Below are 13,272 nucleotides of genomic sequence, written 5' to 3' on the forward strand. Positions count from 1 at the left end.
GACGGGCGGACCGTCGGGGGCGTTCGCGGACGTGCCGGCCTACTCGGTCGGCGGCAGCGGCGACCTGCGGCTCTTCGGCAGCCGCAGCACCTCGAACTGGTCGGTGCCGTCCACCAGCGCGGCCGAGGGACGGAGCGCCGGCTGGACGGGCTCCCCGTCACCGGCCGGGGCGGCCGCGGGGACCGGCACCGGCTCCGCCGCGGGCTGCCCGCCGGTGACCGGCTCGGCCGGCTCCGCCGGACCCGACCCGCCGGCGCGACGCCGCCGGCGCCGGGCCCGGAGCGACTCCTTGGTGTGCTCCACCATCGCGTAGAGCGTCGGCACCAGGATCAGGGTCAGCAGCGTGGAGCTGAGCAGACCGCCGATCACCACGACCGCCAGCGGCTTGGAGATGAAGCCGCCCTCCCCGGTGAGCCCGAACGCCATCGGCAGCAGCGCGAAGATGGTGGCCACCGCGGTCATCAGGATCGGCCGCAGCCGGCGCCGGCCGCCCTCGACCACCGCCTCGCGCACCCCGAGACCCTGGGCCCGGTACTGGTTGATCAGGTCCAGCAGCACGATCGCGTTGGTCACCACGATGCCGACCAGCATGAGCACGCCGATCAGCGCCGGCACGCCGAGCGGGGTCCCGGTGGCCAGCAGCAGCCCGATCGCGCCGGTGGCGGCGAACGGGATGGAGATCAGCAGGATCAGCGCCTGGGTGAGGCTGCGGAACGTCGCCACCATGATCAGGAAGACGATCGCGATCGCCGCCAGCACCGCCAGCCCGAGGTCGGCGAAGGCCTCCTCCTGGTCGGCGCTGACGCCGCCGACGGTGAACGTCGCCCCCGGCACGTCGATGCCGTCCAGCCGGCGCTGCAGCTCCTGGCTGGTCGCGCCGAGGTTGGAGCCGGTGGCCGTGCCGGTCACCGAGACGCTGCGCTCGCCGCCGATCCTGGTCACCTGCTGCGGGCCCTCCGCCTCGGTGACGTCGGCGATGTCGTCCAGCTTCACCGGGCCCACGGGCAGCGCGCGCAGCTGCTCCACCGTCGTCGGCGGCACGGCGGCCGGCCGCAGCACCACGTCCCGCTGGCCGCCGTCGAGCGTCACCTGGCCGAGCGGAGCGCCGCGGAACGCCTGCGCCACCAGCTGGCCGACGGCCGCCTCGGTGAGCCCGACCCGGCCGGCGGCGACCCGGTCGACGGTCACGTCCACCCGCTCCACCCGGTCGGCCAGACTGGTGGACACGTCCTCCACGCCGGAGATCCCGGTCATCGCCGCCTCGGCCTCCGCGGCGGCCCGGGACAACGTCTCCGGGTCGCCGGCCTGGACGATTACCTCGATCTGGTTGGCGGCCGCGCCCTGCCCGGCGCCGAAGCTGAACTCGCCCGCCCCCTCGCCGAGGGCGTCGAGCTCCCGGCGCAGGACGCCGCGCACCTCCTTGGCGTCCGTGTCGTCGCCGAGCGACAGCGACCAGGTGGCGACGTTGTTGCCGCCGCCGCCCGCCCACGGGTTGTCCCCGCTGCCGGCGGTGACCGTGTACGTCTCGACGCCCTCGGTGCGCTCCAGCACCGCCTCGACCCGGCGGGCCGCCTCGTCGGTGCCGGCCAGGCCGGTGCCCGCCGGCAGCTCCTGGGTGATACTCAGGGTGTCCTGGCCGGAGTCGTCCAGGAAGTTGGTCTCCAGCTGCCGGGACAGGCCGAACGTGCCGAACAGCACCAGCACGCCGAGCCCCAGGGTGATCCAGCGGGTCGCCCGCTTCCGGGTGGCGAACCCGATCACCGGCAGGTACGCCCGCTGCAACGGGCTGCGCAGCTCCTTCTGCTCCGCCGCCCGGCGCACCGCCTCGTCGTCCGGCGTACCGGACGGCGGCTTGAGGAACCAGAACGCGAGCACCGGGATGACGGTCAGCGAGACCAGCAGCGAGGCGAGCAGGGCCACCGTGACGGTGATCGCGAACGGCGCGAAGAGCTGCCCGACGAAGCCGCCGACCAGTGCGATCGGGGCGAAGACGGCGACCGTGGTGAGGGTGGACGCGGTCACCGCGCCGGCCACCTCCCGGACGGCGGTGCGGATCGCGCGGACCTTCTCCTCGCCGTACTCCAGATGCCGCTTGATGTTCTCCAACACCACGATCGAGTCGTCGACCACCCGGCCGACGGCGATGGTCAGCGCCCCGAGGGTGAGCAGGTTGAGCGAATAGTCGCCGATCCAGAGGGCGATCAGCGCGACCACCACGGAGAGCGGGATGGAGACCGCGGTGACCAGGGTGGAGCGCACCGACAGCAGGAAGACCAGGATCACCACGACCGCCATCACCAGGCCGAGCAGGCCTTCGGTGGTCAGGCTCTCGATGGACTTCTCGACGAACGGCGCCTGGTCGAAGACGATGGTCAGCTCGGCGCCGGAGTCGTCCCGCAGCTCGGCGAGCCGGTCTCGGATCTCGCGCGAGATTTCCACGGCGTTGCCGTCCGGGGACGCGGTGACCGCGATGCCGAGGCTGTCCTTGCCGTTGGTCCGGGTGATCGCGGTGGCGGGGGCGAGCTGCTCGGAGACGGTGGCCACGTCGCCCAGCCGCACCGGGGCCGCCCTGCCGGCGGCCGGGGCGACCACGATGCCGCGCAGGCCGTCCAGCGTGCCGAGCGGGGTGCCGACCTGGACCGGCAGCGCCTTGCTGCCGTCGACCACCGTGCCGGCCGGGACCGTCACGCCGTTGGTCTGCAGCGCGGCGCCGATCGCGGTCGGCGGGAGCTTCCTCGCCGCCAGCTTCGCCGGGTCGGGGGTGACCACCACGACGTCGTCCCGGGTGCCGGTGACGTCGACCGACCGGACCCCGTCGATCGCCTCCAGCTCCGACACCACCGTGCCGCGCAGCCGCTCGACCAGGACACGCTGGTCGTCGCCGCCCGACGCGGCCAGCACCACGGCCGGCAGGTCGTCGGTGCTGCCCGCGATGACCTGCGGGTCGACGCTCTCCGGCAACTGGGCGTCGATCCGGCTCAGCGCGGTCTGCATCTTGTTGACCACGTCGTCCAGGTCGGTGCCGAACTCGTACTGCACCTGGATGGTCGCGGAGCCCTCGCGGGAGGTCGAGGTGACCTTCTCCAGCCCCGGGATGCCCTGGAGACTGTTCTCGATCGGCTCGGTGACCTGCGACTCGACGACTTCCGGGCCGGCACCGGGGTAGGCGGCCACGACGAACGCGGCCGGGAACTCCAGCGACGGCAGCAGTTGCTGCTTGAGCGACGGTACGGCGAACGCTCCGAACGCCGTGGCCACCACCGCGATGAGGGCGACCAGCCCTCGGTTGGCGAGGCTGAATCTGGCGAGCAGCGACATCGGCTCGGCTCACTCCTGAAGAAAGCGTATGAGGTACGCAGAGTGTGCCCGACCCGGTCGACGCCGCCCCGCCCGCCCCCGTTCCGCGTCCCACCCACAGGACCCACCCCGTCCCGCCCCCGCGACCAGCCCCGCCAGGCCCCGAGCGCTCCCGGCCCGCGAGCCGCCCCGGCCCCGGAGCGCCGCGCCCGCCGCGCGCTCCGGCCGCCGGGCGCTCCGGCCGCCGGGCGCTCCGGCCGCCGGGCGCTTTGGTGATCATGAGGTTTACGTCAGCCCGACGCGGATTCCCGACGCGAACTTCATGATCACGGGAGTGGAAGCGCGGGAGCGTGGTGCGACGCCGGAGCGTGTTGGGGCCCCACAGCACGGTGGGGCGCGGGAGCGCGCGTGGGGCGCGGGAGCGCGCGTGGGGCGCGGGAGCGCGCGTGGGGCGCGGGAGCGCGCGTGGGGCGCGGGAGCGCGCGTGGGGCGCGGGAGCGCGCGTGGGGCGCGGGAGCGCGCGTGGGGCGCGGGAGCGCGCGTGGGGCGCGGGAGCGCGTGGGGCGCGGGAGCGGGTGCCGGGGCGGTCAGGCGAGGTCGAGGGAGCGGGCGGCGGCGAGGGGGTCGTTGGCGATGGTGACCGGGGCCGGGGCGGTGGAGATGGCCCACTCCGGGTCCTTCAGGCCGTGCCCGGTGACCGTGCAGACCACGGTGGAGCCGGCCGGGACCCGGCCGGCGGCGGCCTGCTGGAGCAGGCCGGCCACGCTGGCCGCGCTGCCCAGCTCCACGAAGACCCCGACCTCGCGGGCCAGCAGCCGGTACGCGGCCAGGATCTCCCGGTCGGTGACCGCCTCGATCAACCCGCCGGAGGAGTCCCGGGCGTCCAGGGCCCGGGTCCAGCTGGCCGGGTTGCCGATCCGGATGGCGGTGGCGATGGTGGACGGCTCCCGGACCACCTCGCCGGTCACGATCGGCGCCGCCCCGGCGGCCTGGAAGCCGTACATCTTCGGGGTGCGGGTGGCGTTGCCGTCGGCGAGCTCCTCGGCGTAGCCCATCCAGTAGGCCGAGATGTTGCCGGCGTTGCCGACCGGCAGGCAGTGGATGTCGGGGGCGTCGCCGAGCGCCCCGACGATCTCGAACGCGGCGGTCTTCTGGCCGTGCAGCCGGTCGATGTTGACCGAGTTGACCAGGGCGACCGGGTAGTCCTGGGCGAGCTTGGCGGCCAGCGACAGACAGTCGTCGAAGTTGCCGTTGACCTGGAGCAGCTTCGCGCCGTGCACCAGCGCCTGGGCCAGCTTGCCCAGCGCGATCTTGCCCTGCGGCACCAGCACCGCGCAGGTCAGCCCGGCCCGGGCCGCGTACGCCGCGGCGGAGGCGCTGGTGTTGCCGGTGGAGGCGCAGATGATCGCCTTGTTGCCGGCCTCGACCGCCTTGGAGACCGCGAGCGTCATGCCCCGGTCCTTGAAGGAGCCGGTCGGGTTGGCCCCCTCCACCTTGAGGTGGACGTCGCAGCCGAGGCGGGCGGAGAGCACCGGCGCGGGCAGCAGCGGGGTGTTCCCCTCGTGCAGCGTGACGACGGGGGTGGCGTCGGTGACCGGCAGCCGGTCCCGGAAGGCGTCGATCAGGCCCCGCCACATGTCGCTCTCCTCGCCTCTACCGCCCCGCCCAGCCGGGGGCGCCTCCAGCCTGGACCAGCCTCGCCGGGCCGGCCGCGGCACACCCGCCATTAACCACCTGGCGAGACGAGAGCGCCAGCCCACACGCCGACCGGACCGGTTACAGCCCGCCCTCGACCCGCAGCACGCTGGTCACCGTGCGGACGATGTCCAGTCCGCGCAGCTCGCGTACGGTGGCGGCGAGCGCGGCGTCCGGCGCCACGTGGGTCACGATGACCAGTTCCGCGTCGTCGCCCCGGCCGGCGGCGCCGGAGCTGCCGGCCTCCGCCGAGCCCTGCCGGACGGTCGCGATCGAGACGTCGTGCCGGGCGAACACCCCGGCCACCGCGGCCAGCACACCGGGACGGTCGGCCACGTCCAGGCTGATGTGGTAGCGGGTCAGCGCCTCCCCCATCGGCCGCACCGACAGGTCGGCGTACGCGCTCTCGCTGGCCGCGCGGACCCCGGCGAGCCGGTTGCGGGCGACCGCGACCACGTCGCCGAGCACCGCGCTGGCGGTCGGCGCGCCGCCGGCGCCCCGGCCGTAGAACATCAGCTGCCCGGCCGCCTCGGCCTCGACGAAGACCGCGTTGAACGCGTCGCCGACGCCGGCCAGCGGGTGGGTCCGCGGGATCATCGCCGGGTGCACCCGCACGCTGACCGTCTCCCGGCCGGCGGCGTCCGCGCCCCGGGCCGCGATGCAGAGCAGCTTGATCGTGCAGCCCATCGCCTTGGCGCTGGCCACGTCGGCGGCGGTGACCTCGGTGATGCCCTCCCGGTGCACGTCGGCGGCGCCCACCCGGGTGTGGAAGGCCAGCGAGGCCAGGATGGCCGCCTTCGCCGCCGCGTCGAAGCCCTCCACGTCGGCGGTCGGGTCGGCCTCGGCGTACCCCAGCTCGGTCGCCTCCTCCAGCGCCTCGGCGAAGCCGGCGCCGGTGGCGTCCATGGCGGAGAGGATGAAGTTGGTGGTGCCGTTGACGATGCCGGTGACCCGGTTGATCCGGTCGCCGTGCAGCGACTCGCGCAGCGGGCGCAGCAGCGGGATCGCCCCGGCCACGGACGCCTCGTAGTAGAGGTCGCCGCCGCCCTCGGCGGCCGCGTCGTGCAGCGCCGCGCCGTCCTCGGCGAGCAGCGCCTTGTTGGCGGTGACCACGCTCTTGCCGGCGCGCAGCGCCTCCACCAGCCAGCCCCGGGCCGGCTCGATGCCGCCGACCACCTCGACCACCACGTCGACGTCGTCCCGCTTGATCAGGCCGAGCGGGTCGGTGGTGAACAGCGCCGGATCGACCGGCAGGTCGCCGCGGTCGCGGCCGAGCCGCCGGACGGCGATACCGGCGATCTCGATCGGGGCACCGATCCGGGCGGCGAGGTCGGCCGACTGCTCGTGCAGCAGCCGGACCACCTCGCTACCGACGGTGCCGCAGCCGAGCAGCGCCAGGCGCACAGGTGACGTCATCCAACATCCAATGCGAGCAGGTCCTCTTCGGTCTCCCGCCGGACGATCACGCGCGCCTGGCCGCCCCGCACCGCGACCACCGGGGGGCGGGGCACGTGGTTGTAGTTGCTGGCCATGCTCCGGCAGTAGGCACCGGTGCCGGGCACCGCGACAAGATCTCCGGGCCGCACGTCGGCGGGCAGGAATTCATCCTTCACCACGATGTCCCCGGACTCACAATGCTTTCCCACCACGCGGGCGAGCATCGGCTCGGCGGCCGACGCCCGGGAGGCCAGGGTGGCGGAGTAGGACGCGTCGTAGAGCGCGGTACGGATGTTGTCGCTCATCCCACCGTCGACGCTGACATAGGCACGACGCCCATCGGCTGCGTCGCCACCAGTGCCTACCGGCACGGACTTGACCGTGCCGACCTCGTAGAGGGTGAACACGGCCGGCCCGACGATGGCCCGGCCCGGCTCGATGGAGAGCCGGGGCACGGCGAGCTGCTCGGCCGCGCACTCCGCGTCGACGATCTTGCGCAGCCGCTTGGCCAGGTCGTGCGGGGCGGCCGGGTCGTCCTGGGTGGTGTACGCGATGCCGAAGCCGCCGCCGAGGTCCAGCTCGGGCAGCTCCACCCCGCGCGCGTCGCGGATCTGCGCCTGCAGGGCGAGCACCCGGCGGGCGGAGACCTCGAACCCGCTGGCGTCGAAGATCTGCGACCCGATGTGCGAGTGCAGGCCGCGCAGCTCCAGGACGTCCTCGTCGAGGATCTTGAAGGCGGCGGCCGCGGCCGCCCCGCCGGCCAGCGAGAAGCCGAACTTCTGGTCCTCGTGCGCGGTGGCGATGAACTCGTGGGTGTGCGCCTCGACGCCGACGGTGACCCGGACCAGCACCTTCGGCCGGACGCCGCGCTCGCGGGCCAGCGCGGTGAGCCGGTCGATCTCGGTGAACGAGTCGACGATGATCCGGCCCACCCCTGCGTCCACCGCCCGGGTCAGCTCGGCGACCGACTTGTTGTTGCCGTGGAAGCCGATCCGCGCAGGCTCCATCCCGGCGGCCAGCGCGGTGGCCAGCTCGCCACCACTGCACACGTCCAGGTGCAGGCCCTCCTCGTCGATCATCCGCACCACGGCGCGGCAGAGGAACGCCTTGCCGGCGTAGTAGACGTCGACGTCCGGAAACGCGGCCCGGAAGTCGCGGCAGCGCGAGCGCAGGTCGTCCTCGTCGAGCACGTACGCCGGGGTGCCGAACTCGGCGGCGAGGTCGCGCACGCGCAGGCCCGCGACGGTGAGTTGGCCGTCGGCGCCGCGCGCCACGGTGCGCGGCCAGAGCTGCGGCACCAGGGCGTTGACGTCGACCGGGGTACGCAGCCAGGCCGGCCCCCGGCTGCCGATGTCACCGTGCAGCGCACCGGCTTCGTGAGCGCGCATGTCACATCCTCTCAGGGGCGGAGACGCCGAGCAGGAGCAGCCCGTTGGCGATCACCACGCGGGTGGCGTCGTTCAGCCAGAGCCGGGCCCGGTGCAGGTCGGCGACCTCCTCGTCGCCGCGCGGCAGGATCCGGCAGTTGTCGTAGAACCGGTGGTAGGCCCCGGCCAGGTCCTCCAGGTAGCGGGCCACCCGGTGCGGCTCGCGCAGCTCGGCCGCGGTGGACACCACGGCCGGGAACTCGGCGAGCGCCTTGAGCAGCTCGTTCTCCTTCTCGTGGTCGAGCAGGTCGGGGCGGAACGCGGCGGCGTCGCCCCGGGTGAGCCCGACCTCGGCGGCGTTGCGCCCGACGCTGGCCGTCCGGGCCGCCACGTACTGCACGTAGTAGACCGGGTTGTCGCGGGTGGCCCGGGTCCACAGCTCGACGTCGATGTCGATCGGCGAGTCGCTGGAGTAGCGGGCCAGCGCGTACCGGGCGGCGTCCACCCCGATCGCGTCGACCAGGTCCTCCAGGGTGACCACGGTGCCGGCCCGCTTGCTCATCCGCATCGGGGCGCCGTCGCGGACCAGGTTGACCAGCTGGCCGATGAGGATCTCCAGGTTGCGCTCCGGGTCGTCGCCGAAGCAGGCGGCCATCGCCTTCATCCGGCCGATGTAGCCGTGGTGGTCGGCGCCGAGCATGATGACCACCCGCTCGAAGCCGCGCTCGCGCTTGTCGAGGTAGTAGGCGCAGTCGGCGGCGAAGTAGGTCCACTCGCCGTTGGACTTGCGCAGCACCCGGTCCTTGTCGTCGCCGAACTCGGTGGTGCGCAGCCAGGTGGCGCCCTCGGCCTCGAAGACGTGGCCCTGCTGCCGCAGCCGGCTCAGCGCCAGATCCAGCTCGCCCCGGTCGTGCAGGTCCTTCTCGTTGAAGTAGGTGTCGAACTCGACGCCGAAGTCGCGCAGCGACGAGCGGATCTCGTCGAACATCAGCGCCACGCCCTCGACCCGGAAGACCTCCTGGGCCGCCGCGTCGTCCAGCGTCAGCACGTCCGGCCGGCGGGCCTGCACCTCCGCGGCGATCTCGCCGAGGTACGCCCCGGCGTAACCGTCCTCCGGAGTCGGCTCGCCCCGGGCGGCGGCGACCAGCGAGCGGGCGAACCGGTCGATCTGCGAGCCGGCGTCGTTGAAGTAGTACTCGGTGCCCACCTCGGCGCCGGTGGCGCGCAGCAGCCGGCCCAGCGCGTCGCCGACCGCGGCCCAGCGGACCCCGCCGATGTGCACCGGACCGGTCGGGTTGGCCGAGACGAACTCGAGGTTGATCCGCTGCCCGGCGAGCCGGTCGCTGCGGCCGTACTCCCGGCCGGCCTCGACGATCACCCGGGCGAGCTGGCCGGCGGCGGCCGCGTCGAGCCGGATGTTGAGGAAGCCGGGGCCGGCGATCTCCACCGACTTGATCCCGGCGGACCGGCCGAGCTGCTCGGCCAGCGCGGTGGCGAGCTCCCGCGGCGGCACGCCCACCTTCTTGCTGAGCTGGAGCGCCAGCGTCGAGGCGTAGTCGCCGTGCTCGGGGTTGCGGGGTCGCTCCACCGCCGTCCGCTCCGGCAGGGCGGAGCGATCCAGGCCCCGCTCGGTGAAGACGGCGTGGGCTGCGGAGAGGACGACCTCGGCGAGTTCTGCGGGAGTCACCGAACCATGTTATCGGGGGTAGACTCGGCACCCGCGGCGGCGACCCAGCATGTGTATTCGACCCGCCGGCTCCCCTGACCGACCGACCTGACGAGGCACGATGAGCATCAGCACCCCGGGCGGCGAGCAGCGCCGTCCGACCGTGGTCAGCACCGGCAAGAAGCCGGCGGCCCGGCCGGCCGCTGCCGGCAAGCCGGCCGGCGGCAAGGCCGGGTCCGGCAAGTCGACCGGTCCCCGCCCGGGCGCCGGGGGCAAGGGCCGCAAGCCGGTCACCCCGGTCAAGGTCAGCCAGGGCCGCTCCTGGGGCCCGATCGCGCTCTTCGTCGCCGTGGGCGTGCTCGCCGCCTCGATCATCGGCTACGGCGCCTGGGCGGCGTTCCAGGGCTCGAAGCCGTGGGAAGAGCGGGCGGCCGACATCTCCGGCATCGTGAACTACCGCGAGCTGGACAAGGAGCTCGTCAAGGGGAGCAACCACCAGCCCGGCCCGATCAAGTACGAGATCTCCCCGCCGGTGGCCGGCCCGCACAACGCGGCCTGGCAGAACTGCATGGGCGACGTCTACGACGCCCCGATCGCCAGCGAGCACGCGGTGCACAGCCTAGAGCACGGCGCGGTCTGGATCACCTACCGGCCGGACCTGCCCGCCGACCAGGTGGCCACGCTGCGCGGCAAGGTCGAGGGCGTGGAGAAGACCATGCTCAGCCCGTTCGAGGGGCTGGACAAGCCGATCTCGCTGCAGGCCTGGGGCTACCAGCTCAAGGTCGACAACGCCGACGACAAGCGGATCGACGAGTTCATCAAGACGCTGCGGGTGAACGCCTCGATCGAGGGGCCGACGGCGCTGTGCAACCAGGGGATCACCGCGACCGGCACCACCCCGCGCGACGACGCGGGGACGCAGGGCTGAGCAGACGATGAGCGCACCGACCACGACGAGCGTCGACCTCGGCGACCCGACCCCGCCGGAGCGCCGGTCCACCGCGCGCCGCTGGGGCACGGTCGCGCTGGCCCTGGCCGTCGTGGTCGGGCTGCTCCTCGGGTACGCCGGCGGCCTGCTGACCCCCCGGCTGACCCGGCCCGGGGACGCCTCGGTGGAGGCGGGCTTCGCCCGGGACATGAGCACCCACCACACGCAGGCGGTGGAGATGGGCCTGATCGCCTTCCAGCGCGGCACCGATCCCGAGGTCCGGAGCATCGGTGGCGACATCGCGCTCGGCCAGCAGGGCGAACTCGGCGCGATGCAGGCCTGGCTGCGGTCGTGGGGGCTGGACCCGACCGGCTCGCAGCCGCCGATGTCCTGGATGCCGGACGGCGCGATGTCGGTGAAGAACGGGCTGATGCCGGGAATGGCCACGCCCGAGGAGATGGCGGCCTTGCGCGCCGCCCAGGGCCGGGACCTGGACGTCCGTTTCCTGCAAATGATGATCAAGCATCACCTGGGCGGGATCCACATGATCGACGCGGTGCTCGACGCCAGCGACGAGCCGGACGTCGTCCGCACCGCGCAGACCATGAAGAACACCCAGCAGACCGACCTCACCAACCTCCAGAACGTCCTCAAGCGCCTCGGCGGCTGATCCGCTCCACTCCGCGTCGATCGAGAGGTCTGCGTCACCACCCGGTCCTACCGGCTGACGCAGACCTCTTGATCATTTTTCCGGGCCGACAGACCGGGGAAGCCAGGCATCTTTGGGGTGTTTATCCCATTTCTGAGGTTTGAGTTGTGTGGGCGGTTGCTTTGCTAAGAGAGTTTTCTCCGCACATATCGTGACCAGTTGCGATTCGGGCTCGTTGCGCAGGACGTGGGGGTTGCACTCAGAGACGCGCGGCGTTCGGTCACCAGCTGGTGCCGGCGCCACACCATCGGCGGTGACGGGGCGGTGGCAGCCGTCCGTCGCGGACAGCGGCAGAGCGAGTCGGGATCGCTCAGCCGCGAACAGGAACTCGAACTGATCGACGTGCTGCGGGGCGTCCACCCCGACGAGTTCGGCCTGGACGAGGAGCTGTGGACGCGGCAGAGCCTCCAGACGCTCATCCAGCGCCGGTTCGACCTGTCGCTGGACGCCGGCGCCGTCGGGGCGTACCTGCGGGCCTGGGGGTTGGGTCCGCGGGAGCCCCGGGAGCGGGCCTGCGGGCTCTGTGTGGGCGCGGTCGAGCGCTGGGTCCGCAGCGAGTACCCGGCCATCACCCGGGCGGCCCAGGAGCACCTGGCCGAGGTCTACTGGATCGGCCGGGTCCGGCTGCGCGGCACCATGCCGGCGGCCGACGTGATCTCCGCCGTCTCGTCCCGCGGCCGGGTCCGCTTCATGATCACGACACCGACGGTCGACCCGCCGCTCCCCCGCGAGTTCGTGCTCCGGCTCAGCGGCGAGGAGCAGCGCACCGTGCACCTCATCGTGGACGGCTCGTGGCCCCGCAACGAGTGGCCCCGCCGACTGCCCCGGCGCATCGTGCTGCACCCGCTGCCCAGCTGCGGCCGCGCCGTCGCCGCCTGACCCGCGGCGCACCGCCCACCGGCGCGCCGTCGCCGACGGTGGCGTCCGGAGCCGACGGCCGGGCGCCGCGACACGGGGTCGACCCCGGATACCGATTCGGCGTTCGGTGGGGACGTTTGCTAGTCTTCTCCAGTCGCTGAGCCCCCGTAGCTCAGGGGATAGAGCACCGCCCTCCGGAGGCGGGGGCGCAGGTTCGAATCCTGCCGGGGGCACCAGACACCACGAGAGCCCGGGCCAGCTGGTCCGGGCTTCTTCGTGTGCGGATAGGGCGTACGTCAGCCGGCGGCGCGGCGGGCGCGGGCCCGGCGCTTGCCCTCGTGCATGGCCTGCACCCGGGCGACCGGGATGGTGTGCCCCTCGGCGACCAGGTCCGCCGGGAGCGGCTGCGGCGCGGGCAGCTGCTCGACCCACGGGTCCCGGTCGGCGACCAGGCCGGGCGCGGTACGGATGGTGAAGTCGGCCGGGGTGACGTCGCCCAGGTCGGCCCAGTCGACCGGGAACGACACCGGCACCCCCGGCCGCAGCCGCGGGCTGTACGCGGCCACCACGGTCGCCCCGCCGGCCCGGGTGGAGTCCACGAAGACCCTGCCGCCCCGGTCCTCCCGGATGAACGCGGTGGTGGCCAGCGCGGGATCGAGCCGTTCGGCGCGGGCCGCGATCGCCCGGGTCGCGGCGGCCATGTCCACCGCGGTGGCCCCCGCCGCCACCGGTACGAAGACGTGCACGCCCTTGGCCCCGCTGGTCTTGACCGCGCCGGCGAGCCCGGCGTCCGCCAGCGCCTGCCGGACCAGCCGGGCGGCGGCCACGGCGAGGGCGAACGAGTCCCCCTGGGGCGGGTCGAGGTCGAGCACCAGGTGGGTCGGGCGGTGCAGGTCGGCGACGGTGGCCAGGGTCGGGTGGTACTCCACCGCCCGCTGGTTGGCGAACCAGAGCAGGGTGCGGCGGTCGTCGCAGAGCCCGTACGACACCTCGCGGTGCGACGCCTCGGCCCAGACCGGCACCCGGCGCACCCACTCCGGGGTGTACTTCGGCAGGTTCTTCTGCATGAATGGCGGCTGCCCGGGACGCACCCGGATCACCGACAGCGGCCGGTCCCGCAGCTGCGGCACGATCCGGTCGCGGACCGCGTCGAGGTAGTCGACCAGATCCCGCTTGGTCGCGTCGGCCCCGTCGAACAGCGCCTGGTCCAGGTTGGTCAGCGCCACCCCGTCCCGCGTCTCGTCAGCCCCGCTCATCCGATCACCTTCCCGGCCCGGGGCCCGGCGGTCAACCGGACACGACCGGCGACCGCCGG

The 13,272-nt window shown here is 73.6% G+C and carries 9 protein-coding genes and 1 tRNA gene; 4 read left to right on the forward strand and 6 right to left on the reverse strand.

Going from position 1 to position 13,272, the window contains the following annotated elements:
* Positions 1 to 39: 39 nt before the first annotated feature.
* From ACVCAH_RS26300 to argS, 5 genes are all read right to left on the reverse strand, one after another.
* Positions 40 to 3,318: an efflux RND transporter permease subunit gene (locus ACVCAH_RS26300; protein ID WP_447138889.1), complete on the reverse strand. Its 3,279-nt coding sequence runs from the start codon at positions 3,316 to 3,318 to the stop codon at positions 40 to 42.
* Between the two features lie 566 nt (positions 3,319 to 3,884).
* Positions 3,885 to 4,934 carry a threonine synthase gene (gene thrC, locus ACVCAH_RS26305; protein ID WP_447138890.1) on the reverse strand — a complete coding sequence of 350 codons (1,050 nt, stop codon included), beginning with the start codon at positions 4,932 to 4,934 and terminating at the stop codon, positions 3,885 to 3,887.
* Positions 4,935 to 5,073: 139 nt separating this feature from the next.
* A complete protein-coding gene (locus ACVCAH_RS26310) occupies positions 5,074 to 6,396 on the reverse strand; it encodes a homoserine dehydrogenase (RefSeq protein WP_447138931.1) in 1,323 nt (440 codons plus the stop codon).
* A gap of 8 nt (positions 6,397 to 6,404) precedes the next feature.
* Positions 6,405 to 7,817, reverse strand: coding sequence for a diaminopimelate decarboxylase (gene lysA, locus ACVCAH_RS26315; RefSeq protein WP_447138891.1), 1,413 nt, complete (start codon positions 7,815 to 7,817; stop codon positions 6,405 to 6,407).
* Position 7,818: 1 nt separating this feature from the next.
* On the reverse strand, positions 7,819 to 9,483 hold the full coding sequence (argS, locus tag ACVCAH_RS26320) for an arginine--tRNA ligase (protein ID WP_447138892.1): 1,665 nt from the start codon (positions 9,481 to 9,483) through the stop codon (positions 7,819 to 7,821).
* A gap of 100 nt (positions 9,484 to 9,583) precedes the next feature.
* Here argS and ACVCAH_RS26325 point away from each other — a divergent pair, with 100 nt between their 5' ends.
* The 4 genes from ACVCAH_RS26325 (at position 9,584) to ACVCAH_RS26340 (ending at position 12,193) form a co-directional block, all read left to right on the forward strand.
* Positions 9,584 to 10,390, forward strand: coding sequence for a DUF3105 domain-containing protein (locus ACVCAH_RS26325; RefSeq protein WP_447138893.1), 807 nt, complete (start codon positions 9,584 to 9,586; stop codon positions 10,388 to 10,390).
* A 7-nt stretch (positions 10,391 to 10,397) separates the two neighbouring features.
* A complete protein-coding gene (locus tag ACVCAH_RS26330) occupies positions 10,398 to 11,060 on the forward strand; it encodes a DUF305 domain-containing protein (RefSeq protein ID WP_447138894.1) in 663 nt (220 codons plus the stop codon).
* A 225-nt stretch (positions 11,061 to 11,285) separates the two neighbouring features.
* A complete protein-coding gene (locus ACVCAH_RS26335; RefSeq protein WP_447138932.1) occupies positions 11,286 to 11,978 on the forward strand; it encodes a winged helix-turn-helix domain-containing protein in 693 nt (230 codons plus the stop codon).
* Between the two features lie 140 nt (positions 11,979 to 12,118).
* Positions 12,119 to 12,193 (forward strand) — tRNA-Arg (locus ACVCAH_RS26340).
* Positions 12,194 to 12,253: 60 nt separating this feature from the next.
* Here ACVCAH_RS26340 and ACVCAH_RS26345 read toward each other — a convergent pair.
* Positions 12,254 to 13,213 (reverse strand): DNA polymerase domain-containing protein, encoded by a 960-nt coding sequence (locus tag ACVCAH_RS26345; protein ID WP_447138895.1) that lies wholly within the window; start codon positions 13,211 to 13,213, stop codon positions 12,254 to 12,256.
* Positions 13,214 to 13,272: the final 59 nt, after the last annotated feature.

The organism is Micromonospora sp. LZ34 (assembly GCF_052981855.1).